This window comes from uncultured Methanobrevibacter sp. (assembly GCF_900314695.1).
Taxonomy (GTDB): domain Archaea; phylum Methanobacteriota; class Methanobacteria; order Methanobacteriales; family Methanobacteriaceae; genus Methanocatella.
Window position 1 is genome coordinate 1 of record NZ_OMWD01000030.1, and the last position, 22,380, is coordinate 22,380.

At 31.4% G+C, this 22,380-nt stretch carries 28 protein-coding genes; 14 read left to right on the plus strand and 14 right to left on the minus strand.

What is annotated here, in order from left to right; all coding sequences use genetic code 11:
* On the plus strand, positions 1 to 874 hold an 874-nt coding region (locus QZN45_RS09440), incomplete at its 5' end, for a CPBP family intramembrane glutamic endopeptidase (protein WP_296812599.1).
* Positions 875 to 1,110: 236 nt separating this feature from the next.
* Here the strand turns inward: QZN45_RS09440 and QZN45_RS09445 are convergent.
* Positions 1,111 to 1,281 (minus strand): hypothetical protein, encoded by a 171-nt coding sequence (locus QZN45_RS09445; protein WP_296812600.1) that lies wholly within the window; start codon positions 1,279 to 1,281, stop codon positions 1,111 to 1,113.
* A 104-nt stretch (positions 1,282 to 1,385) separates the two neighbouring features.
* Here QZN45_RS09445 and QZN45_RS09450 point away from each other — a divergent pair, with 104 nt between their 5' ends.
* Both QZN45_RS09450 and QZN45_RS09455 read left to right on the plus strand, forming a co-directional pair.
* Positions 1,386 to 1,931: a flavodoxin family protein gene (locus tag QZN45_RS09450; protein WP_296812602.1), complete on the plus strand. Its 546-nt coding sequence runs from the start codon at positions 1,386 to 1,388 to the stop codon at positions 1,929 to 1,931.
* 192 nt (positions 1,932 to 2,123) lie between these two features.
* Positions 2,124 to 2,525: a pyridoxamine 5'-phosphate oxidase family protein gene (locus QZN45_RS09455; RefSeq protein ID WP_296812603.1), complete on the plus strand. Its 402-nt coding sequence runs from the start codon at positions 2,124 to 2,126 to the stop codon at positions 2,523 to 2,525.
* A gap of 548 nt (positions 2,526 to 3,073) precedes the next feature.
* Here QZN45_RS09455 and QZN45_RS09460 read toward each other — a convergent pair.
* Together QZN45_RS09460 and QZN45_RS09465 are read right to left on the minus strand one after the other, a co-directional pair.
* Entirely contained in the window at positions 3,074 to 3,208 is a 135-nt protein-coding gene (locus tag QZN45_RS09460; RefSeq protein WP_296812605.1) for a hypothetical protein, read from the minus strand.
* A gap of 295 nt (positions 3,209 to 3,503) precedes the next feature.
* Complete coding sequence (locus tag QZN45_RS09465; RefSeq protein WP_296812607.1) at positions 3,504 to 4,349, minus strand: methanogenesis marker 8 protein; 846 nt, start codon at positions 4,347 to 4,349, stop codon at positions 3,504 to 3,506.
* 80 nt (positions 4,350 to 4,429) lie between these two features.
* On the opposite strand from QZN45_RS09465, the gene QZN45_RS09470 reads away from it, so the two are divergent.
* Complete coding sequence (locus tag QZN45_RS09470) at positions 4,430 to 4,816, plus strand: helix-turn-helix domain-containing protein (RefSeq protein WP_296812609.1); 387 nt, start codon at positions 4,430 to 4,432, stop codon at positions 4,814 to 4,816.
* A 160-nt stretch (positions 4,817 to 4,976) separates the two neighbouring features.
* Positions 4,977 to 6,188 carry an ATP-binding protein gene (locus QZN45_RS09475; RefSeq protein WP_296812610.1) on the plus strand — a complete coding sequence of 404 codons (1,212 nt, stop codon included), beginning with the start codon at positions 4,977 to 4,979 and terminating at the stop codon, positions 6,186 to 6,188.
* 41 nt (positions 6,189 to 6,229) lie between these two features.
* On the opposite strand, the gene QZN45_RS09480 is transcribed toward QZN45_RS09475, so the two are convergent.
* Positions 6,230 to 6,364 (minus strand): hypothetical protein, encoded by a 135-nt coding sequence (locus QZN45_RS09480; RefSeq protein WP_296812612.1) that lies wholly within the window; start codon positions 6,362 to 6,364, stop codon positions 6,230 to 6,232.
* Positions 6,365 to 6,566: 202 nt separating this feature from the next.
* Between QZN45_RS09480 and QZN45_RS09485 the strand changes: the two genes are divergently transcribed.
* The 8 genes from QZN45_RS09485 (at position 6,567) to QZN45_RS09520 (ending at position 12,804) form a co-directional block, all read left to right on the plus strand.
* The gene (locus tag QZN45_RS09485) at positions 6,567 to 7,673 is read left to right on the plus strand and encodes a tyrosine-type recombinase/integrase (protein ID WP_296812614.1); all 1,107 of its coding nucleotides are present in this window, start codon (positions 6,567 to 6,569) and stop codon (positions 7,671 to 7,673) included.
* A 673-nt stretch (positions 7,674 to 8,346) separates the two neighbouring features.
* Positions 8,347 to 8,505 (plus strand): hypothetical protein, encoded by a 159-nt coding sequence (locus QZN45_RS09490; RefSeq protein WP_165814064.1) that lies wholly within the window; start codon positions 8,347 to 8,349, stop codon positions 8,503 to 8,505.
* A gap of 152 nt (positions 8,506 to 8,657) precedes the next feature.
* The gene (locus QZN45_RS09495) at positions 8,658 to 8,999 is read left to right on the plus strand and encodes a hypothetical protein (RefSeq protein ID WP_296812616.1); all 342 of its coding nucleotides are present in this window, start codon (positions 8,658 to 8,660) and stop codon (positions 8,997 to 8,999) included.
* On the plus strand, positions 8,992 to 9,126 hold the full coding sequence (locus tag QZN45_RS09500; protein WP_296812617.1) for a hypothetical protein: 135 nt from the start codon (positions 8,992 to 8,994) through the stop codon (positions 9,124 to 9,126). The genes QZN45_RS09495 and QZN45_RS09500 overlap by 8 nt, the downstream gene beginning before the upstream one ends.
* A 12-nt stretch (positions 9,127 to 9,138) precedes the next feature.
* A complete protein-coding gene (locus tag QZN45_RS09505; protein ID WP_296812619.1) occupies positions 9,139 to 9,699 on the plus strand; it encodes a hypothetical protein in 561 nt (186 codons plus the stop codon).
* A 33-nt stretch (positions 9,700 to 9,732) separates the two neighbouring features.
* Positions 9,733 to 10,233 carry a hypothetical protein gene (locus QZN45_RS09510; protein ID WP_296812621.1) on the plus strand — a complete coding sequence of 167 codons (501 nt, stop codon included), beginning with the start codon at positions 9,733 to 9,735 and terminating at the stop codon, positions 10,231 to 10,233.
* A 25-nt stretch (positions 10,234 to 10,258) separates the two neighbouring features.
* A complete protein-coding gene (locus tag QZN45_RS09515) occupies positions 10,259 to 12,235 on the plus strand; it encodes a minichromosome maintenance protein MCM (RefSeq protein WP_296812623.1) in 1,977 nt (658 codons plus the stop codon).
* Between the two features lie 95 nt (positions 12,236 to 12,330).
* Positions 12,331 to 12,804 (plus strand): type II toxin-antitoxin system CcdA family antitoxin, encoded by a 474-nt coding sequence (locus tag QZN45_RS09520; protein ID WP_296812624.1) that lies wholly within the window; start codon positions 12,331 to 12,333, stop codon positions 12,802 to 12,804.
* A gap of 63 nt (positions 12,805 to 12,867) precedes the next feature.
* Here the strand turns inward: QZN45_RS09520 and QZN45_RS09525 are convergent, their stop codons facing one another.
* From QZN45_RS09525 to QZN45_RS09555, 7 genes are all read right to left on the minus strand, one after another.
* The gene (locus tag QZN45_RS09525; RefSeq protein ID WP_296812626.1) at positions 12,868 to 13,122 is read right to left on the minus strand and encodes a hypothetical protein; all 255 of its coding nucleotides are present in this window, start codon (positions 13,120 to 13,122) and stop codon (positions 12,868 to 12,870) included.
* 103 nt (positions 13,123 to 13,225) lie between these two features.
* Positions 13,226 to 14,635 carry a phage terminase large subunit gene (locus QZN45_RS09530; RefSeq protein ID WP_296812628.1) on the minus strand — a complete coding sequence of 470 codons (1,410 nt, stop codon included), beginning with the start codon at positions 14,633 to 14,635 and terminating at the stop codon, positions 13,226 to 13,228.
* A complete protein-coding gene (locus QZN45_RS09535; protein ID WP_296812629.1) occupies positions 14,628 to 15,437 on the minus strand; it encodes a hypothetical protein in 810 nt (269 codons plus the stop codon). Before QZN45_RS09535 ends, QZN45_RS09530 begins: the two co-directional genes overlap by 8 nt.
* Positions 15,438 to 15,450: 13 nt before the next feature.
* Positions 15,451 to 15,699 (minus strand): hypothetical protein, encoded by a 249-nt coding sequence (locus QZN45_RS09540; RefSeq protein ID WP_296812631.1) that lies wholly within the window; start codon positions 15,697 to 15,699, stop codon positions 15,451 to 15,453.
* 135 nt (positions 15,700 to 15,834) lie between these two features.
* Positions 15,835 to 16,032, minus strand: coding sequence for a hypothetical protein (locus tag QZN45_RS09545; protein WP_296812632.1), 198 nt, complete (start codon positions 16,030 to 16,032; stop codon positions 15,835 to 15,837).
* A 104-nt stretch (positions 16,033 to 16,136) separates the two neighbouring features.
* Positions 16,137 to 18,047: an ATP-dependent endonuclease gene (locus QZN45_RS09550; protein ID WP_296812635.1), complete on the minus strand. Its 1,911-nt coding sequence runs from the start codon at positions 18,045 to 18,047 to the stop codon at positions 16,137 to 16,139.
* A gap of 151 nt (positions 18,048 to 18,198) precedes the next feature.
* Positions 18,199 to 19,017, minus strand: a complete 819-nt coding sequence (locus QZN45_RS09555; protein WP_296812636.1) for a pseudomurein-binding repeat-containing protein — start codon at positions 19,015 to 19,017, stop codon at positions 18,199 to 18,201.
* 258 nt (positions 19,018 to 19,275) lie between these two features.
* Here QZN45_RS09555 and QZN45_RS09560 point away from each other — a divergent pair, with 258 nt between their 5' ends.
* Positions 19,276 to 20,445 carry a hypothetical protein gene (locus QZN45_RS09560; protein ID WP_296812638.1) on the plus strand — a complete coding sequence of 390 codons (1,170 nt, stop codon included), beginning with the start codon at positions 19,276 to 19,278 and terminating at the stop codon, positions 20,443 to 20,445.
* A gap of 193 nt (positions 20,446 to 20,638) precedes the next feature.
* Here the strand turns inward: QZN45_RS09560 and QZN45_RS09565 are convergent, their stop codons facing one another.
* The 3 genes from QZN45_RS09565 to QZN45_RS09575 all read right to left on the minus strand — a co-directional run.
* On the minus strand, positions 20,639 to 20,980 hold the full coding sequence (locus tag QZN45_RS09565; RefSeq protein WP_296812640.1) for a HEPN domain-containing protein: 342 nt from the start codon (positions 20,978 to 20,980) through the stop codon (positions 20,639 to 20,641).
* 17 nt (positions 20,981 to 20,997) lie between these two features.
* Complete coding sequence (locus QZN45_RS09570) at positions 20,998 to 21,303, minus strand: nucleotidyltransferase domain-containing protein (RefSeq protein WP_296812642.1); 306 nt, start codon at positions 21,301 to 21,303, stop codon at positions 20,998 to 21,000.
* Between the two features lie 227 nt (positions 21,304 to 21,530).
* On the minus strand, positions 21,531 to 22,380 hold an 850-nt coding region (locus QZN45_RS09575), incomplete at its 5' end, for a hypothetical protein (RefSeq protein ID WP_296812644.1).

Genomic DNA, 22,380 nt, shown 5'->3' on the forward strand with positions numbered 1-22,380 from the left:
TAAAGAGATTTCAGAATATATAACATTTCCAAGAACTTTTGAAAAATACAGATGGTACAAGCCTATACTTGTTTTCATAATAGGTGCAATAATATATTTAATACTCAACCTAATATTAATTGCCGTTTTCTCTGCAATATACGGAGAAAACATTATGGCCCAACTCCTACGTGGAGGATATGAAGTCATGAACTCCGAGATAGGCGAAATCTATTCTCATTTGGCAATAGCCATCATGATTCCATCTTTGTACCTTGCAACTAAAATTGTTAAGGACAGACCGTTTTCCTCATACTCCTCTTCACGTGGAGGATGGAACACCCAACTCTACCTCAAGGCATTTATAATACCGTTTATTTTATTCCTTGTCGTTGGAATTATTGAACACGCAATACTGGGTAATGTGGGAAATTATCATTTTACAATACTGTTTTTTATAATCCTCCTAATTGTAGTGCCGATACAATGTATTGCTGAAGAATACGTATACCGTGGACTTCTTATGCAAACATTAGGATCATGGTTTAACATACCATTATTGGCAGTGATTCTCCAAGCCATAATCTTTGGATTCACCCACGGATACAATGGTATAGGAAACATTGGGACAATAATTTCAGGTTTAGTAATGGGATTTTTAGCATGGAAAGCCAATGGTCTGGAAGTCAGTTCCGCATTCCATACTGCAAATAACTTATCCTTCAGCTTACTGGTCATGTTCGGAATTCAATCCACAACCTCAACAATAGTAATGTCTGATTTAATAATTTCAACCATGAGTACTCTAATTTTCGGTATCTTACTTTATTACATCGGAAAGAGAAGCAACTGGTTTGGCGAGATTCCGGAAACCCCTCGGGAGGATGATTCTTAAATTGAGATACATCATCCATCTTTTAATCGATGACTTTGAATATAATTGTCGCAAGGATATTTTACTAGTTGTCTGATAAGTCGGAGTGATTGCTCACTCCTTTCTTCTCACAACGGCTGGTGTCAGTTTCCAAAAAAAAAACTACTCAAGCATATTGTTTAGCCAAAGCAAATTTATTCTATATGAAATGGGTTCGAAAAATAAGTTTTGAATTGGTGATGGCGGGTGTTAATGTTTTATGGAAATTCACTAGCTATCACATGATATTTATCACTAACAATAGCTACAAAGTATTTTATCTCACCTTTAACTTCTAATGTGTTATAGTCCACTTCTTTAAGATAATCTATTTCGTTAATCTCTTCAGGTATATCTGTTTCAACAATGCTGTACCATCCCATTATCATTAATGGTTTATCTTTTGGAAATTTCTTTAAAACTTCAATTAATAAATTTGTCGAATCCCAAATCAGTAAACTATTAATAGGCACTTTTAACCTAAATAATAAACATGAAAATCTTAGCTTTAAACGGTAGTCCAAGAAAAAAAGGTAACACAAATCGCATTTTAGACGAAATGATTAAGGGCTGCAGTGAAAACGGCCATGAAGTTAAAAAATACTTCCTGGACAAATTAGACATTAACCCATGCAGCGGATGTGAAATCTGTGCTAAAGGAAAAGACTGTAGATTCGAAGATGACGGAGCAGAAATCATCAATCAATTAGCTGAAGGCGCAAGTCTGATAGTGGCCTCACCAATATATTTTGGTCAAATGACCGCACAGCTCAAAACAATAATCGATAGATTCTATTCAATATTCAATAATCCAGATAAACATTTTGAAGGCAAAGTGGCTATAATATTTACCCATGCATATCCCGGGGATGATTTCTACAAGCCATACATTGATCTGGTAAAGGCTCAGCCGTTTGAAAACAACACCGAACTGGAAATTGTCGATACATTGGAAGTCGGCGGTGTAAAATACATTGGTGATGCTGATAAAGCAGCAGAAGCTCTTAAAAAAGCATATGAAATAGGATTGAAATTCTAATCCTATTTTTCAATGGCCCTATTGTGAATCCACTCACGATGCTTGCCAATATCTACCCTAATGATAACTTCAATCCAATCAAGGCCATCCAAGTAATTACCAAATGGTAACCAAGTAACTCACAGGTTACAAAAACGATTTATATACCTTAAAATAAACTATAAACAACAAACTATTAGGAGATTTAAAAAAATGAGCGATGTAATAAAATTTTTAGAAGAAAACTCTTTAATATATTTGGCAACTAGTGGACTTGACGGAAATGCAAAAGTAAGACCAATATTATTTTACTTTGAAGAAGACGAAAAACCATACTTCTGCACTGCAAACAACAAACCTATGTTTAAGGAATTAGATGCAAACCCTAACTGTGAAATGGTTGTTGCAACTCCTGAATTTGCATGGTTAAGAATCGCTGGAAAAGTAGAATTCACTGACAGCCTAAACTTAAAACAAAAAGTAATTGACTCCAATGAATTGGTTAAAGCATTATATGAAACTGCAGACAACCCATTATTTGAAGTATTCACAGTAACCGGTAAAGCAACTATTGCTGATTTCTCCGGAAACCCACCAAAATCCTACGAATTATAAAACCAAAAATAGAAATGAGGACATTTTACTCATTTCACAAATCTTTTTTTAAAAACAACATTAACATTAACGATTGCGATTTCAAAAGTTGTTTTCCCCCTGCACATCGATACATATGCAAGAGTTTAGAAAAGAAAAACATTAACAACCATTGGCGTTAATGTGAAATTCAAATCAGATAATTAAAGCAAAAGAAATCATCATTGATTAAATTAACACCAACATTAACATTAACGATAGCTGTGCCAGAACCACTTTAACATTAACGGCAGCCCTTTTGAAATAGAAACATGTTCTTGAAAAGTAGTTGATGAAGGTCTGAAGAATAGAGCTAAAAAATATATATTTTATTGAGGAACTAATCCCACAACAAGTTCCATAATTCACATTATATTACTTAACGATTAAGAATGTTAAAATCAAAATTAACAATGAATAATATTTAATTTCAATACTTAAAATATTTTTTCATAACCTAAAAGACGAATTCGCACTGTTCCGTCCCACAAAATGAGGACAGAACAAAATTTAAAATTACAATCAAAAAATTATAATAATCTGGTTTGTGTGTCAATGAAACTAGGTTCATTGACCTCCTTTACAACATCATCATCTTTAACTTCCCCAATCAGCAAAGGCGAATCGGGATTGTGCAACTTTTGGTTCTTTTTAACCAGCTTCATGTTGCTGTTGGCGTAACAGTATAGAAATTATCTACTACTTTTTTGATTTTTATTTCATTCATTACGAACGAATAATGCTTGAAAAGTAGGTGAATTATCTACTACTATTTTTAATGAATTTTGTTTCATAAGTAAAGAATCAACCCGGTTCCATCAATTGACAAGCAAATTTATCATTTCATTTGAAGTTAAAATTTATCCTTCATTTTTAAATAATACTTCATTTATTTGAAGTAACAGTATTAACTACATCTAAATGAAGTACTTCAAATTGATAATGAAAAAAATTAAAAAATTAGATTAATGGCTTAGGACTTTGAGTGAAATCCTGAGGATACTTTTTTTCACATAATCCATATCCAATATATTCCAATCTTTCATTGAGCAATCTTTTTCCATTTTCGGTCACTGCATACAATGGAACTTTTTTTCCAGCGTAATATGGTTTTCTTTCTTCAGCAGTTTCCCGTATGTTTATGGAGGAGCATCCTGAAATCACATCAGCATAATCAAATAACATCTCCGCCTCTTTTTTGGAAACGTTGGTTGTATGTGCTACGAAAATATATATGTTGACATATTCAGGTTTTGGATATTGCCTTAAATCCCTAACCATTTCTGTTGGAATAATTGTTATTGCAATGTTTTTATATCCTCTTTCAATTGCCATTTCAAGACCTTTTAATGGATTTAACTCTGCAGTTTCAGGATTTAAAACATTTTCTCTTCCAACTTTATCCATGACCTCATCAATTGGAGTGGTGCTTATCAATGCGGAAACTCTTCCTCCAACTCCCTGAACAAGTTCTGCATCATCAATCAGCAATGTCCCGACTCCTTCACATGCTCCAACCACACAATCAACATTCCCATTGATTATGTTGGTTTTTAATGTTTCACTGGTTCCAAAGCTCATTGTGTCTTCAACATCAATTGACCTTTGTGGGGTGCACATCCCAAATTCATCTATTCTTTTGTTAATGTTGGATTTGATAAATTCTTTTGTCAAATCACCATTATGCTGACCATTGTCAAATATGGAACAGTAATCAACTACCGGTTCTCCAATGTAGGTTATTTTTCCGTTTTCTATTACGACTTCAGCTTTTCCTAATGCTTCAATTACATGTCTATCATTCATACAATCACCAGATAACAAATGTTATATACAATGCTTTTTAAATAGATTTTGTAAGGAAAAACTCACAATAGGTCAAAAAGATGAAAAAAATTAAAGATTACGATGACAATTGCCCCATAGATGATACATTGAAATTGATATCAAAAAAATGGGTGATATTTATCATCAGAGATATATTCTTAGGAAAAAAGCAATTCAGCGAATTTTTAGAAGAAAAAACATTGAGCAACAGAGTATTGACAGACACACTCAAATTTATGGAAGACAATGATTTAATTACAAAACAAGTTTTTGAAAATGACATCAAAACTGAATATTCACTAACGCAAAAAGGATTCAATCTAAACAAAATTCTCTATAATATGCTGGAATACGGCCTCAATGAAGTAAACAGCGGAAATTTATCTGAAAAACAAAAAGAAGAATTATTAAATGAATATGAAACACTTTTCAAAATCAATGATTAAATTATTATTTAACGGTTTTACTGATTTTACTTGTGAATTTGCATAACATAATATTTTAAATTATATAATGAAAATTTATCATAATTTTTACAAATATTATCAGTATACAATTTAAAAAAGCAAATGTTTATATTTATAAATAATAAATTAGTATATAGTTATGATAATTCGTGAGACTTATTTGAAAAAAATTCGTAAATTCATTGATGAAGAAGAGATAAAAGTTATCACAGGCCTTAGAAGATCAGGTAAAACCTATTTTTTAAAGCAAATAATAAATGAACTTAAAGAAAATGGAATTAATGATAGCAATATAATATATCTCCCGTTAGAATCTGCAAAGTACGATAAAATTAAAACACATGAAGACCTGAACAATTTTATTTTTAACGAAACACAAAACGTTGAAGGCAAAATTTATTTATTCTTTGATGAAATCCAACTTATTAAAGACTGGCAAAAAAGCATTAATGCATATAGGATTGATTTAGATGCTGACATTTATATAACTGGCTCAAATTCGGAAATTTTATCCGGAGAGCTCGCAACACTACTTTCAGGAAGATACATTAAAATAGAAATGTTTCCTTTTTCTTTTAATGAAATTTTAGAATATCATAAAATGAAAAATGGGCAAATAACTTCAAATGATGAAATAAAAATATTTAATGAATATATGAAATATGGCGGTCTTCCAAGAACTCTAAATTTCAATGAAGAGGAAAAAATTGATTATTTAACTGATATTTTCTCAACAATTGTATTGAAGGACATTATATCAAGAAACAACATTCGTGATGTTGTATTTTTAGAAAGACTGATTAAATTTATAATAGTAAATACCGGTGAAATTTTTTCTGTTAACTCCATTCGAAATTTTTTAAAACATGAAGGGATATCTGTTTCAACAAATACAATTAGCAATTATCTAAAACAAATTGAAGACGCATATATTATAATTAAATCTAAAAGAGAAGAAATCAAAACTAAAAAAATATTAACAACAAATGAGAAGTACTATTGTATCGATCCAGGATTTTATGAAATCCAAACAGGATTTAATAAATCAAGAGGAAAAATTTTAGAAAATATTGTTTTTTTAGAACTTCTTAGAAGAAATTACAAAATTACCATTGGAAATATTGATGGACTTGAAGTGGATTTTGTATGTCAAAAACCTAACAAAACAATATATGTCCAAGTATCCGAAAGTATATTGGATGAAGCTACCCGAAATCGAGAGTTTAGAAGTTTGGAAAAAATTAATGATAACTACCTTAAATATGTGGTAACACTTGATAATTGGGATTATTCAAAAAATGGAATACACCACATGAATATAATTGACTTTTTAAAAGATACAAACATCTGAAAAATGTAACTTATTCGACAATTTTCCATGAAAAAAATACTTTAGAACAACCTAGTTTGAGAATCAATATAGCTGGGTTCATTGACTTCATTTACAACATCTTCATCTTTAACTTCCCCAATCAGCAAAGGTGAATCCGGATTATGCAACTTTTGGTTCTTTTTAACCAGCTTCATGTTGCTGTTGGCATAACACACTTCAAATTATCTACTACTTTTAGTGAAATTTGTTCGATACAACACGAACAAAAAAAATTAAAAAGTAAATGAATTATCTACTACTTTTTAGTTAGGTTTGTTTTATAGTTAACGAACAAATATTACTTACCAAATGCTCTCGCTAAAATCCTATAATATTAAAAAAATAGAAAGTGATATTATGGACAACGAGTTAATTGAAGAAATACATATTATGAAAAATCACAGTGAGGGAACGGAGCGAATCTACAAACACGCTGTGAAAAAGTATACTGAATTTTGTGGAATGAGTTTGAAAGAACTCCTAGACGAAGCAGAAGCAGAAGAGGATGCAGGTATAAAATGGAAACGCAGAAAATTAAAAAGAAGACTGTTGACATTTAGACAATATCTTCTTGACAATTTTTCATTGAATACTGTAAAAGCAATGTTCACACCTATACTTGTAATCTACAGGTATTATGAAATTGAACTTTTCGAATTGCCTCCAATAAATAAAAAAGCTGCAAACACATCTACACCCATACAATTTGAGGACCTGCCAGATAAGGAAATCATCAGAAAGGCCGTAGATGTGGCTACACCAACAATTAAACCTATCATATTATTTATGGCATCGAGCGGTTGTGCCAGAATGGAAACACTAAACCTGACAATCGGAGATTATATTGAGGCAGTAAGTGAATACACAAACGAAACCAATATCTTTGATATAATTGAGGATTTGGGTAACTGTGAAGGCGTAGTTCCAACATTTCACATCAAAAGACAAAAAACAGGAAAACATTTTACCACATTCTGCAGTCCTGAAGCAACTCTTGCAATAAACAATTACCTGCTGTGGAGAATAGACTCTTTACTTGATCGCCGTCGACTTTTTAAGGTAGACCCTAATTATTTTACACATGGCTTTTCACTTGTAAATGAAAGATTAAACTTAGGTAAAGTAGGTAACTACAACCGTTTCCGCAGCCACATGCTGAGAAAGTTTCATGCAAGCGCATTGTACAATGACGGCATGCCAATGGAAAAGGTAAATGAATTGCAGGGAAAGGCTAAAAACCAAACTGATACTGCTTACTTTATGGCCAATCCTGATGATCTGAAAGAAGAATATATTCAGCATTTACCTGCACTTACCATGAGCAAGGAGATTGAAAAGATTACCGTCAAATCTCCAGAGTTTATTAAGATGGAAAAGGAAAATGCAGAGTATAAAAAACGAATGGACGGTATTGATGAAGAAATCAGACAGCTTAAAAAGGAAGTCTTAATGAATATCAAATAAAAATTATTAAGTTGAAAATGTAAATTATACATTTCAACATTTTTTCTTATTTTTTTCTAAACACCAATTTTCAAAACACCGATGATTATTTTTTTAGGGTGTACAATTTAATATAAAATAACTCTTTCTACTGAATATTATTCATTAAAATAAGAATAGTAATGTTTATATATTCATTTTGACAAACTATGATTAGCCATTACTAACTGAAAGCAATTTTACGAAGTGAGAACAATTTTTCACACTCGTACAACTTTTTTTAGTACGGCTTGAAAATCAATATCTGGAGGTAAAATATCAAAAAAAGCAATGAGAAAAAAAGATTATGATAAAGGATTATACAAAAATAATTTTTCGTGGACAACGAGTTATATTATTTTTTAATATAATCCTAATGGGTCAGTAAGAAAAATAAAAATAATTAGACACGTCGCCAAACGATGTTAAAAATTAATACTTTTCAAAACTTAACCCAATATTTAGTTTATTTTAAGGAATATATAAATATTTATACATTTTAAATTAAAAGACTTATTTTACTCTAAATATCCGGTAAATAATTGAAAACTATTTTTAACAACCTACTATTTTTATTTCAAAGACTTCTGACCCACATTGAGTTTTAGATTGTTGAATATACACCCAGAAGGGAAAAAACAGGAGATAAAACATAATGTGTGAAGTAATTAAACCCAAGCCCAATGAAATAATAATTTTCAATAATTTCAGGGCACTTGAAGAATGTATTGCTGAAATTCAGGAAAACGAAAACATTCAAAGTGAAAGGGAATTTTTCAAGTCATACAGGATCAAGATAATGAAACTTGATTAACGCCAGACGGATGAACAACTTTAAAACATTAACAGGAGTCTTAATTATGATAGAAATGAAAGACATTGACGGAGAACCTCACGTTATAGTTCCAAAAAACATATGGGACAGAATGTGGGATTTATTTAATAAAATTGAATCAGGTGAATAGTATGAATAGCTATTCACCATTTTCAAAACATTGCATTAACGGAGATGATCAAATGACAACCACCGTTAATCAATTCCAAGATAATTACCATGGCATTTTAACTCACAATGGCGAGATTAAAGTTGCCAAATGCGATGTAGAACAAACAATCCTCCATATTGATGACAACGGTACTGTATTAGTTAAAGGCAGTAAAAAAGCATATGTTACCCAAATTCATGCAAAGCTATTGTCATTAATGCACTATGCTGCTGAAGGTGATATTGGATTTGTAAAATTCAGAAGAGGCGAAGCATATATTGTTGGATTTAGGAAAAATAAAGGAGCTAACAAAAATGTCTAAACCAGTTAGATTATATCCTAAACCTGAACCGATGAACCTCAATCCACGATTAATATTAATTGGCAGCATATTATTTGCTTTAGTGATAGGTTGGATTGGAATTGTAACAAGTACTGTAGGATTATAAAAAGGTGATAAAATGGTTAAAGCCGAAATTATAGAAAGTCCAGAAGTTTCTAAAGAAACCGGAATAATAGCTACCGATAATGTTCCAAATGTTGATGTAGCTATTGAACAATGGGACGCTTATCAAAAACTCTGTAAAGGATTATTAAATGAAACAGATTATCAGGAAATTATTGTAAAAGAAAAAGATGAGAATGGAAACTACGTTAAAGTGAAAAGACACTTTAAGAAAAAATCAGCATGGCAAAAGCTATCACGTGCATTCAATGTTGACACCCACATTGTTGACCGGGACATTGAAAGAACAAAAATGGGAAGAGTAAGAGAAGCTTACTATTGCATTAGAGCAACATTACCTAATGGCCGTAGTGTTGAATCTGATGCATTGTGTTCCCGTTCCGAAAAAGGAAAAGACAAAGTGAGCGATCACACTATAATGTCTACTGCAAAGACACGTGCTACCAACCGTGCAATAGCTGAACTGATAGGTGCTGGAGAAGTTAGTGCTGAAGAAATGACAGCTGAAAAAACAATCCAAAGCCAATCAAAATTTTTAAAAGAGGATAATAGCTAAATCCTCTTTAACATTTTTAAATGAGATGATAAAATGAGTTTTAATGATAAACAAACTATATTCACAGATACACAACTTGATTATGAAGAAATTGTAGAAATTCCAGACGGATATGAAAAAGCAGAATTAAAAGACTTTGAAGATGGTAAACTCCTAACCGGCAGGCCAGAAATGTCTTCTGTAACTTCATACACCTTTGATGATGACGGTGAAGAAAAAACAGTTAACAGATTCAAATTATACATCTTCCAGGATGATGACCAATTGTATATTGAAATCAATGTTAACCTCAAAAACGATGGTGACATTCACAAAAACATTCGTAAAGGCAGTGTATTATTTGATTTCATTACCAGTATTCTTGAATTGGAAAATACAGGTTCAGTTGGTAAATCCAATATCATCAGAAATGTTAACCTTGCTGAATACCGTGAGTTTGTAAATAGATTAGGTGAGATGACTATTCAGGTTAAGGAAAAAACCGGAAGCTATGTCTATTACAGTTTCATTGTACGTGATGTCCAGGTGAAATAGCTATATTGAATGGAGTAAACTCACAATGGCAAGCGGTAAAGCACTGTTGAAAAAATACATTAAGGACAATCATTCCGAAGAGATTGAAAAGCTCAAATCTCAAAATAAACAGTGTAAAGTCAGTATTGATTATGAAAGCCTGAATCAGTTCCTAATTGAGCAGTCTGGAAAAGATTTCTGGAAACATCAGATTTATGAATTTATTGATCAGATGGAAGAAATTTTCAATACTGGCAATGTTGCCTTGAAATTCATGAATGTGCCTGAAAGAGATAATCTCCATGATTTAGATGCCACAAGCAATAACAAATGGATAAGCACCAGAGCCATGATTAAAAACATAACGGATGTAAGAGTTGATTTGAAACAAGCATGTTACATATGCAGAGAATGCGGAACAATAAACCTGGTTAACATTAACGACCCCAATCAGGCAGAAGTGATTCCAAAATTCTGTAAGAACAACCAATGTGCAGGAACCAGTAAATCCATGTTTTTTGATAAAGACAGTAGTATTTACAGGAATTACAGATTACTAAAACTGGAGGAACCTTTAGAGTTAAGAGGTGGTGGAAGCACCAGAGAATTCAAAGCTATTGTACTGGATTATCTGGCATCACCATTTCATAACCTGAAAGTAGGGGATGTTGTTAATGTAACTGGTATTTTCAAAATCGAACCCCGTAAAGTCAAAGGCAGAAGTGATGGACATGAATTCATTATACATATTCACAACATCACTCCTGTAGATGATGTTTTTGAAGATTCAAGAATATCTGAAGAAGATATAAAAGAAATAATTAATCTATCTAAACAGGATGATATTTTTGAATTATTATGGCACAGTTTAGCTCCTGAAGTTTACGGTTATGATATGATAAAGAAAGGTTTGATTCTTCAATTATTTGAAGGCAACAGACCAATAAATGATAGCTTCAAATCCAGCATGATGGACAGGTGGACAATTCACGTACTATTGATTGGAGACCCAGGAATAGGAAAATCCCAATTAATACAATCCATGAAACAGAGAGCACCTAAAAACATTACAATATCCGGAACAAATACATCACAGGCAGGATTGACAGTATCAACCGTTAAAGATGAACTAACAGGAACATGGACAATGGAAGCCGGTGCAACAGTACTTGCAGATACAGGCGTATTATGCATAGATGAATATGACAAGCTTTCACCGTCAGCACAGAAGAGTTTGAACGAACCTATGGAACAATCAAGTGTTAGCTCAGCAAAAGCAGGACTCGTTCAAGTCATGTCAGCTAGAACATCAATACTTGCAGGTGCAAATCCAAAGTACAGCAAGTTTGACCCCTACAAATTATATCGAGATCAACTGGACATACCCGAATCAAATCTATCACGTTTTGATTTGATATTTGTCCTAACAGATGAAGTTGATAAAGAAAAGGATTCCAAACTTGCAGATGCATTGCTCAATAAGGATTTCATTCTTGATGAATCTGAAATTTTAGATATTGATTTGTTTAAGAAATATATCACATGGATGAAGGCAAATTGCTTTCCCGTTTTAAGTAAAGATGCAAAAATATTGCTTAGGGAATTTTATGTCAATACAAGAAAAACCGCTTTGGAAACAAGTGACGGAAAACCAATCACACCAAGGGATTTGAAAGCTTTGGAGAGATTAACAATAGCTAGAGCAAAATGTGAATACAGACAAGAAGCTACAATAACAGATGCTATTGAAGCTATTGATATCTATAAAGAAGCATTAAGCGGTTTAGGATTAACATTAGCAACAGCCGGTGCATTACATGGAATTCATTCACAAGATGAATTAAGCGTTATATCTGATATGGAGAATATGATAAAAAGCAATATAGCTATTGAAGGCACTCCATTATCTGCTGAATCATTGAAGCATTTGGAAATGGAGTGTGGCATGTTATGTCATGAGAAAGGTATTAATCGTGAGGGTATTTTTGACATTGCATATTCAAATGTGAAAAAATCTCTATAAGGTAACTTTTGAAATCATGGCCATATGGTCATAATGCCCATATGGTCATAATATTTCAAAACCCCTGACACCTTTTTGAGAATTGAGTATTACCAATGGAAGCTGAAAGTATGAGTAAGAAAAGTTTAAAGATTAGTATTGAAGAAGAAGTTTTAGAAAAAGCAAAAAAACATATACCTAATCTATCTGGATTTGTTGAAGAATGTCTAAAGCATTACTTCGGTTATGCAGATGGAATATTCCCTATAGGAAACGTTAATGAAATCACAGATAAGATTGGTAGATTGCAAGTAGAATTGTTTTTAATTAATCAAAACTACGATGCTGAAGAAAGTAGGAAAAATGCAGAAAATGAAGAAAGAGATAAAGCCTGGAGATTCCTCTGGAATGATTTTAAACCAAGTTTAATTCCGGATGAAACTCTATTAGAAAAAGCTATTGAAGTATTAGGAATCAATGGCGAAGAATTAGAAGATATTCTTGACTGGGTTTACATAACTGACATTAACGTTAACACTAACTCCTGGCAAGAAGTATTAAAAGCATATAATGAAAATAAAAACGAATAATAATTTAAAGTGTTATGTGGAATACTACTTTTCCACATTAACTCTTTGTTGCTATTTTTATAGCTAATTTGACCATTTACGGCTTAAGTCAGTGTCATTAAATACAGTTTTTTCTTGACATTCTTTTAACTCACTTATGTTATCTCTAAAGAATTTTAAGCAGAAATCTTTTTTTGCATTGAAATTATCACAGTTTAAATGAATATTTTCCTGACAGTTATCGCAACCAATATCAGTACCTTCTTTGTTTTTACAGGACAATTCATCGTTATCATCAAGATAACGGTATTCACAGTCGTTAAATATTATATCATTCATAAAATCCAAATCCTCAATTTTTTTAATGTTTAATTATATTTTATCATATTACAATCTGTTAATAAGAGAATAAATAAATTATTATCCCAATTATAATTTATTTTTATGTAGAATACCATTTATCCACATCAACTCTTTGGCTTTGGGTTTCATTAGCTATTTTTTCATATCCTCCGGTGAACGCCACTACACAGTCATCATGAATGGCTTCATTAGGATATGCAGTTATTTTTTCCAGAAATTCCATCGCCCATTTTTTGGTGAACCCGGTCGAATCCTTTCCAACAAGGAAAATTCCCTTCTTTTGAATATCAGCTGAAACTCTTCTTGCACGGTCAACTTTGTTTTCTCTTGAGTTACCGGTGCCCGTAGCGAATCCTCTTCTGTTCAGTTCATCTATAATTAGTAATCCGAAGTTTTTGCCTGTGCTTCCGTCAAGTTCAATGTATTGTACATCTGACTTGTCACGTGCGGCAGTATTTAATATTTCATTGATCAGGTTTCTGGATTCCAATTGAAATTCATATGAATCAAGAATATAAATATTTCCTGTGAGATCTTTAGCAAGCAGAACACCAGCTGTAAAATCCGGATCACTTCCTTTCAACTTATCATCATTCAATACTTCAGTAGCTGCAAGATCCCAATATCTGATAACTTTAACGATTGGTATTTTCATGTATTCATCATGAGAAATCAAATGGAAGTCTGATTCATCGAATAGCTGACCTTTAACTGAAGCATACCAGTTACCGTTCATTAACTGCTCACGTGTTACTCTATCCAATCCCATCAGGTATTCTTCATAATCTTTCCTGTCCAGATAAACATTATCTAGATAGCTGGAACTGATGAATCTGATTTGTGATTTATCCTGAATATCCGTATCTATTTTTTCTATGAATCTTTCACGCACCCATTTGTTTCCACGTTTACCTGGATTACTGGAGCACATCAGCTGTGTGGGAAGTTTGTTATCTTTTGTTTTCCTAACTCTGGACCTCATGTAAATGTATTTGAATCTTTCAAGCTGTGTCAGCTCATCAATTCCTATGAACTGATATTCAGAACCCTGATAAGTATCAAGGTCATTGATGTTTCTCAAATATCCAAAGGTTAGTGAATTTCCATTGGGAAATGTCCATGAATGTTCGGTTCCATCCCACTTCGGTTTGATGTTTGCATTATTTTGAACTTCCTTTCGATTTAACCACTGACTTGCTTTATGAATTAAAGCTCCTTTACGCTTCAAGTCAGATAAAGTACGTCTCAAGATGAGGGCATGATATTCATTAACATCATCCTGAACATAAAACAATGCCCTCATCAACAGACTTGTTGATTTGGAACCGCCTGCAGCACCACCAATCAGGACTTCCTTTTCTCTAACCAGTATCATCTCCGCCTGCTTTGGAAATGGGGAGAATGGAATATACGGATTCTCATATACGCACTTCTGAAGAATAGCTTTATCTCTAGCATCCAGATAGAATTCACCTTTTTCATCATACATTGTTATCATCAATTTGTTTTGCGAGGATTTCTATTTCATTCATGATGTCCTTTTGTGAGATTTCGATTTTCTTATCTTCCAGTTCAAGAACTCTATTTTTGAACAGCCTGTCCATTTCATCCTTGAATAATCTGTTTTTGGCTTCAAATGCTTTAACGGACAATTCCAGATATCTGATTTTAAGTTCGGTAATGTCAATTAAATATCTGGCCAGATTTTTTTCATTGGCATTGTATCTTACTTCCTGATCCAGCTTTTCAAAGTTTATTTCAAGGCCAACCGCATTTTTAGTTATCTTATCTAAATTTTCCAAACCTGTTTTAATGTCGGTAACCTGTTGCTGGAGGATAGAATCAATAGCCAAATCAATATTGTCCTCATGAACATTATTGTCTGTTATCTGTTTTTGTGTTATGGCCCTGTTTGTCAATGCTTCCTTTTGTCTGGCTCTTGGGTCTTTGTCATTGTCTGTCAGATGATATTTCTTTTTGAATCTTGAAAATGTTGCTCTGCTTACTTCAAGTTTGTGTTCCTCATCCAGCCATCTTCTGATGCTTTCATCTGTTGCCCCTGAAGTTTTCATTACTTGAATTTCGTCTAAGAGTGTTTCCAGGAAATCTCCTTTTGTTAGTTTCAATCCTGCTTTGAATTCCTTAAATGTTGTGAGTGAAACTTCACGGTCATATTTTGTTTTTAGGAAGTTTATGATTTCCTTGTTGCTCATTGCCTTCCTGCAGCAGTTGATGATTTCCTGTTCGTGACGATCTAAAAAATAATGGATATCTGAATTTACTCGACTCATAGTGATGGTTCTCCTATAAATCCCTTAATTCTCTTTCAAGCTCCTGTTTTCTCTCTTCAATTAACTTGTATTCCCTTTGTTTCATAATCCTTTCATAATTGGGATTGTTGTGTATTAGTGTTATGGTTTCCTGTGCATCTCCGATAGCTATTAGCATAGCTCCAAGTTCGTATGCATCCTTGTGTGTAAAACTAGATTCTTCTACTATTTTTTTGAGTGTAATTTCAACTCTTGCGCTGATGTTGGTTTTTTCCGGTAACATAATACATATTTTTATTATGTATTATATATAAAATTTTATTATAAAAAAAATATAAAAGTAATAATAAATATTACTTTCACAAATGAAAAATAGTTTTTATTTAAGAGTTATATACGTGAGATATATTTTTTGAAGCTATTCATCATCGCCCATTTCATCAAGTTCCTTTTGTAAGTCATGGATTTGCATTTCCTTGTAGAATCTTTCGAACTTGCCTACTTCAATGAGATAAGATGAAACTTCAAGAGCATCTCTATAGGTATAATTGGACTCTTTGATAATTTGCTTTTTGTCTTCATCCATGTAGGATGAGGTATTATTTATATTGGCCATAGCTATTACAACCGGTATATAATAATTAATATAATATTTTATTATTTCAATTATATAAAATTATCATATCAAGTTATATTTTTTCTTTGATTTTAAAAATTTTATTAATTATTATTCTTAATAAATTCATATATCCCTTCAATAACTTCTTTTGCAGCATCAGAAAGGTCATCGTAACTATCTGTAAAATCTGGTTCCCTATAGCAGAACCTTTCTTTTAAAGTATCCTCATTAAAGAAATTATCAGGTATTTCACCAGTGATTATTCTCTCCCTAATAAATTTATAAAAATTCGATTTTTGATATTCTTCTTCATCAAAATCTTCTGTGATTCCTAATTTTCTTATTTCCCTAAGACTATTCAATATTTTTATTAAAACACCTTTTGAAATTAAATTTTCAACTTCTTTAACATTCAATATTTTATAATTGGTGTAATTCATATCATTAAATAATGCCTTATTTTTTTCAGATTCTTCTTCACTATCAAAATCTAATATCGTATAAATCCTTTCTTTTTCTATTGAATTGAATTCTTTAACTGTTTTTAAGGTTTCTTTACCTCCACCCCTTAAAAATGAGTAGTGAATTCCTTTTTTGAATATTGTCACATCAGGGTTTTCATTTTTTAATTTTTCTTGATATAACTTAAGATAAAAATCATAATGCACAATATCATATGACCCTTCAACTAATATTGTACAATTATTTGCCAATACAGAAGAAGGAAGAGCACCTAATTTTTCTAGTGTTGGAAAATGATTAAAATCAACTTTTTCAACAATGAATTCATTAATTGGACTTTTTTCACTATTAATGGATTTATCAAATGAATAAATAGAGATGTCTCTATTTTCAAATTGCATGTCTAAAAAATGATTAGAGTGTGTTGTAAAGAAAAATTGAAAATTTTCAAAACGTGGGCCTAATAATGTTTCAATTAATGTTCTTTGCAAACTTGGATGAAGACCAATTTCAGGTTCCTCAATAAATACTAACACGTTTGTATTCTGTCTTTTTGATAAATCTAAATATAAAAATAGGGGCAAGGTTATTAAAATGATGGATTGTATTCCATCTCCAAGATTATATATTGGCCTTTCTTTTTCATCCCCTATTTTAATAGTTAAAACATCATCTTTAACTTTTGGAATTAATGCAACTTCTTTTCCATCGAAAAATGTTTTAGATAAATACTTTTCGTATTCGCGAATCATTTCTCTTTGTTCTAAATCGCCTAATAAATAGTTTTTTACAGAGTCATAGAATTGTAAACCTGTGATAATTGAATGCTTTGAATAATATTTACTGTTTTCTATAAGGTCTTTTAGACCCAATACTCTTAATCCACCTTCATCATCTTTTTTCAAAAAATCATTAACATCAATTATTATATTTCGTTCATCCGGAAAATAATCATTTTTTATTCTTTCGGCATATAAATCATTAGTGTGGTCTTCTGATTTGAAGTCTGAAGGAAGTAACGGTATTAATCCCCTCAATGAAGGAATATATATTCTATAAAAATTATATCTAAATAAATTATCATCAATTTCAATTTCATTGAAAAATTTTTTAAAGATTTCATTGCATTCATGTTCATAGCTCATAGGTTGCTTTTTGAAGTCATTATCACTATTACTATAAATTCTTATTAAATCTGGCCAGGGATTTGTTGCTTCTTCAATAAATTCAATGCCATGTAAACTTTTAAGAATGTTTGATTTTGCTCGTCTTTGGTCTTGAGAGTCTAAAAAGCCATTCTTTTTATTAATTGATTTTTTAAACTCTTCAGATTGTTTTAAAAAAGTTTCAAACTGTGGGTCGTTAGGTAAAAATTTTAAAGCATAATCTTTATCCACATAGAATAATGACCTCATAAATCTGCTTTTACCAGTATTGTTTGCACCTACAAAAATGTTAACCCTAGACAAGTTCATTAACCAGTCTTTATTAAGAGAGTTTATAATTGTATAATCATCATTTTCTATTTTTAAATCTTTAATAATGCTCATTTTTATCAACAATTAATTTCTTTTATGTATATTTATTTTTATATTCTTAAATAAAACTTTCATAAATTCAATTAATTTAATCAATTTAAATTTTTTTAATGACTAAAACTTCAAAGTCATATTAAAAAAAGAAAAAGAGTTAACATTAACGTTAACTACTGTATAAATCAGTGAAAATCCATGATGGATCATATGCTATGAGATAACCATCCTCACACCAGATTGACCTTACATTTCCTGAAGTCGTATCTGCTACTGCAGCAGGATCACGGTTAATCCAATTTCCTCCAGTATGCTTTTTATGTTTTAATCTTAATCTGATATGACCGGTTCCTGAAACTCGGCATTTTACATGGACAAACTGCACATCATAACCTAAGCTTTTAGCTATACGATAATAGACCTGTCCCCAGTCCACACAGTTGGAACCTTTACCTGCCTTAGCATCATTGATTGTTTTCTTGTCTGTTTTTTGTGAATCAAAGTATTTCATGTACAATTTTATTTTAGCTATCACTGCTAAAGCCTCATCAATGGTGTTTCCCTTGAAGTTGAATGCCTTGACAAATAGCTTCATTGTGGAATCATTGTAATCTGGCAATGTTGATTTTCTGTATACGATTGCAGGAAGTCTTCCGTTTGCCCTGATGTATGCTTCCACCCTTATGGCCATGTCCACATATTCTGCCTTGTCAATTTGAGTTCCGTCTTTTAGTGTTACATAGTTTGGAAGGAAATCCAAAGATTTATTATCTTTGATTAAATCCATCACATACATTGCAACCAGTTTATTATTACCCAATTTTTTGGCTTTCTTTTCTATATCTGTGCAACTGCCTTTCAATGTTAGTATCTGATAAAAGTCACGTTTTTTGTATTTCTTTTTATTTTGAATCAGCCAGTAACATATGGAGTTCATTGCCTGGCAAAAGCTTGTCCAACTAATATTATCTTTTTTATTATCTTTCATATTATATTATTTATATATTATAGCTATTATATTTAATGCAATACAATCTAATAAAAAATTCACACTAACTTATAATAGTTAGCAGTATTTTGATTTTGCTTTGTTTAAATTAGATTGATTATAAATTACCGTTAACCAAATAAATAATAAAATTTTCATTATGTCCTGAACATATAAAGTTAATATTTACAATTAATATATAATTAATTATAATAAGTAATTTTAATAATTTATAAAATTATTTTAGAGGGTTTAAAAATGGTTTATCCAGATTTCATTAAAAAACAAATGGAACAACATGAAAAATCAAGAAAACAACTTTTAAAAGATGTTGAAAATATTAAGGCAATGCAAATAAAATTAATGTCTCCAACTTATGCGCTATTAAACGGAAGTGAATTGAATGATACAAGAGATAGCGTATTAGATTTACAATCAAAATTAAATGCTATTAATTCTAGTTCTTCAGATGTTTATAATAAGTATATTAATGATCGTGAAAAAGTCCATAAACAAGTTAAAGAAATGGCGGGAAAATTAAATATTCCACAACAGTCTATTCAAACAATTTCAGAGTCCTTAAAACCTATTAACACACCCACCCCATTGGAATTAGTTGTTAGTATGGATATTCCTAAATTACAATTGGAAAAAATTGACAAAGAATTTTATGAAACTGATTGGAATGAAATTAAAGAAGAATCAACAGTAAACAGTCATACAAATGATCTTTATACTACAAATTTCGTTAATGAAAATCCTGAAGAATTCATGTTAAATTTATATGGATTCATTGAAGAAATAGATGATACTGAGTTAACTTCAATTTTTACCCAAGATTTTTTAAAGGAGGTTACTAGAAGTTGGTGGATTATTCCAAGGTTAGAATTAGATGATTACAAGAAGTTATCCCAAAGAGGTGTAAACAATAATGATTTAAATCAGTTAATATTGTCTGAATATTATACTAATCCCGAATTAATTTATACTTTAATAGATTCATGGAATATTAGTAATGAAAAGCGTTTAAACATTATTATACAAGCATTTGATAATTATTGTGAAGGTAACTATGAAATTTGTGTGTTAACATTATTATTGCAAATTGAAGGATTGATGAGAGATAAACTTCAACTAAAATTAACTGGTGGAAAACTAAGAAATAAATTGGAAAAAAAATTAGATGTTTACATTGAAGAAAATTCTAGTGATTATACTCCATGGGGTCTTTTTTTAATTAAATCATTTAAATCATATCTTTGGTGTGTTTTAAACCCTTTAGATAATGAAGTTAATTTAGTAGAAGATACTGAAGAAATTAATAGAAATATTTCTGCACATGTTGGTTTTGTTAATGCAGACCAAAAGATTGCAATTAGATTATTTATGATTATAGACACACTAATGTTTTTATTGGATTTAATTTAATTCTATTTTTTGAAAAAATACATTAATTTTAGTTCAATAATTAGCATTATAAAGAAAATAACTTAAAAAATTAATTGAATTTTCTTGCATTTCTTGTATTTATTCAATTGAAAATAGTATCTATAAGACCATATTTATTATTTCATTTGAGTGTGGCATCATTATCCAAAATAAATAAAAAATAATTGAAAAATCATAATAAAGTTTCCACTTCATTAATGAATTTTTCAGCCTGTAAAATAAGTTCTTCAGCATCTTCTTCTGTAAAAGTTTTTGAATAACCGTAACTGGAATTGTTTCTAGTTTCACGGGCATCATAAAGGTATCCATAGGTTTTCTTGCTAAGCAATCCTATTTTGACGTATTCCTTGGCAAGTTGTCTTAAGGTTCCCTCATGGGTTTTTGGGGAAATGCTCTTTTTAAGAAGTAATGCCAAAGCAGATGAATACATCGCATAATAGGACATGGTGACTGAGTCCCTATATTGTCCGCCTTCATATAACATTTTACTTGAGATTAACTGACTTTTTAACATTGATTGCATCTTTTGGATTATCCAATTACTACACCTTCTTTAAGTACGTTAGTTAAGAATGGATAATCTTCTACTTTTTGGAATTCGTCTTCTGTCATTAATCTTGGGGATATAACTTCATCTTTTTCTAGAATTATATCCATGGCGATTTTGTGGATTTCAGGTTTGATTTTATCTGCAATTGGAGATACGATTAAGATATCGATGTCTGACTCTTCGCTGTCGTCTCCACGAGCTACAGAACCGAATAACATTATTAATTTAATGTCATCTGATTTGATGGTTTCTGCAAACTCCTTGGCTATTTTAATTCTATCATGCACGAAAATCACCCAGTACAATAAGTAATTTATTATATTGAATTTATTTATAATAAATATATTGTTGCGACAATCCAAAAATACTGAGATTATCCAAAATCATTCAATTGAATGATTACACAAGTAATTATCTGTTTTAAGAAGTATTTAAGTCTTTATATATTAAACAAAGTAAATATTGCCTCCTATTTATAAAATTATATAGTTACAGCAATATTTACCTGCCAATATTATAATGGCTTTGAGATAACCTTCACCCTTCCGTTTACAATCTTATAATCGTATCTTCGATAGAGTGATATGTTACTCATTGCCTTGATGTATTCAAACTTCAGAAAGTCCGGATTGTCCTTATAATATGCTTGTCTTGTCTTGTTCTTGCCACGGCCGTGAAGCAGATCAACGCTGTCCATGCCCAAGAGATTCCCTTCAAAAGACCCTTGAGTGAGATACGTTGAGTTGAACTTCCTTAACATATGCGGTCGCAGCCGTGCATATCCTCCGACCTCTCCGAAGCCGAGATAATCATTTAGCTTTTTAAACTTATGATTTACATGGTTTAAGTTATATTTCAAAAGCGGAGCATCCAAATCAAAGTCCTCATGCCTCAGTTTGATTTTAGCAATCCTCTGGACGCATTCAGGATTGAGGAAAGTGTAGTATGGCTTGTCTGTCTTTTGCCTGACTAGCTTGCAGGTGCACACCACGTTGTTGTTTCTAGCCAAGTACTTTAAAGCGTCATGAAAATTGTCCTTTTTGTGATAGGCCCTTGTTCCTTCAAATAGTGTTCTGTTTGTCATGGATTTGGCCTCGCATCTGCTTGCGCCCGATGATATGATAACCATAATCCACATCTTCAAGTCATCGTCTGCAAACTGCATTGCAAGTCTCAGTTCGTCTTTTGTCGGCAGGTCTTCAAAGCTGATTAAATCGTTTTTGTTAACATACTTGCTGTTCAGCGGCGGTATGAAGGGTATTGTAACCCTGTTGTAATGGTAAAATGTCTTGATTTTAGATATTGAGTCTGTAATTGTGTTTCCTATATGATTTTTGGTTAGATAATCCCTGAATGAGATTATC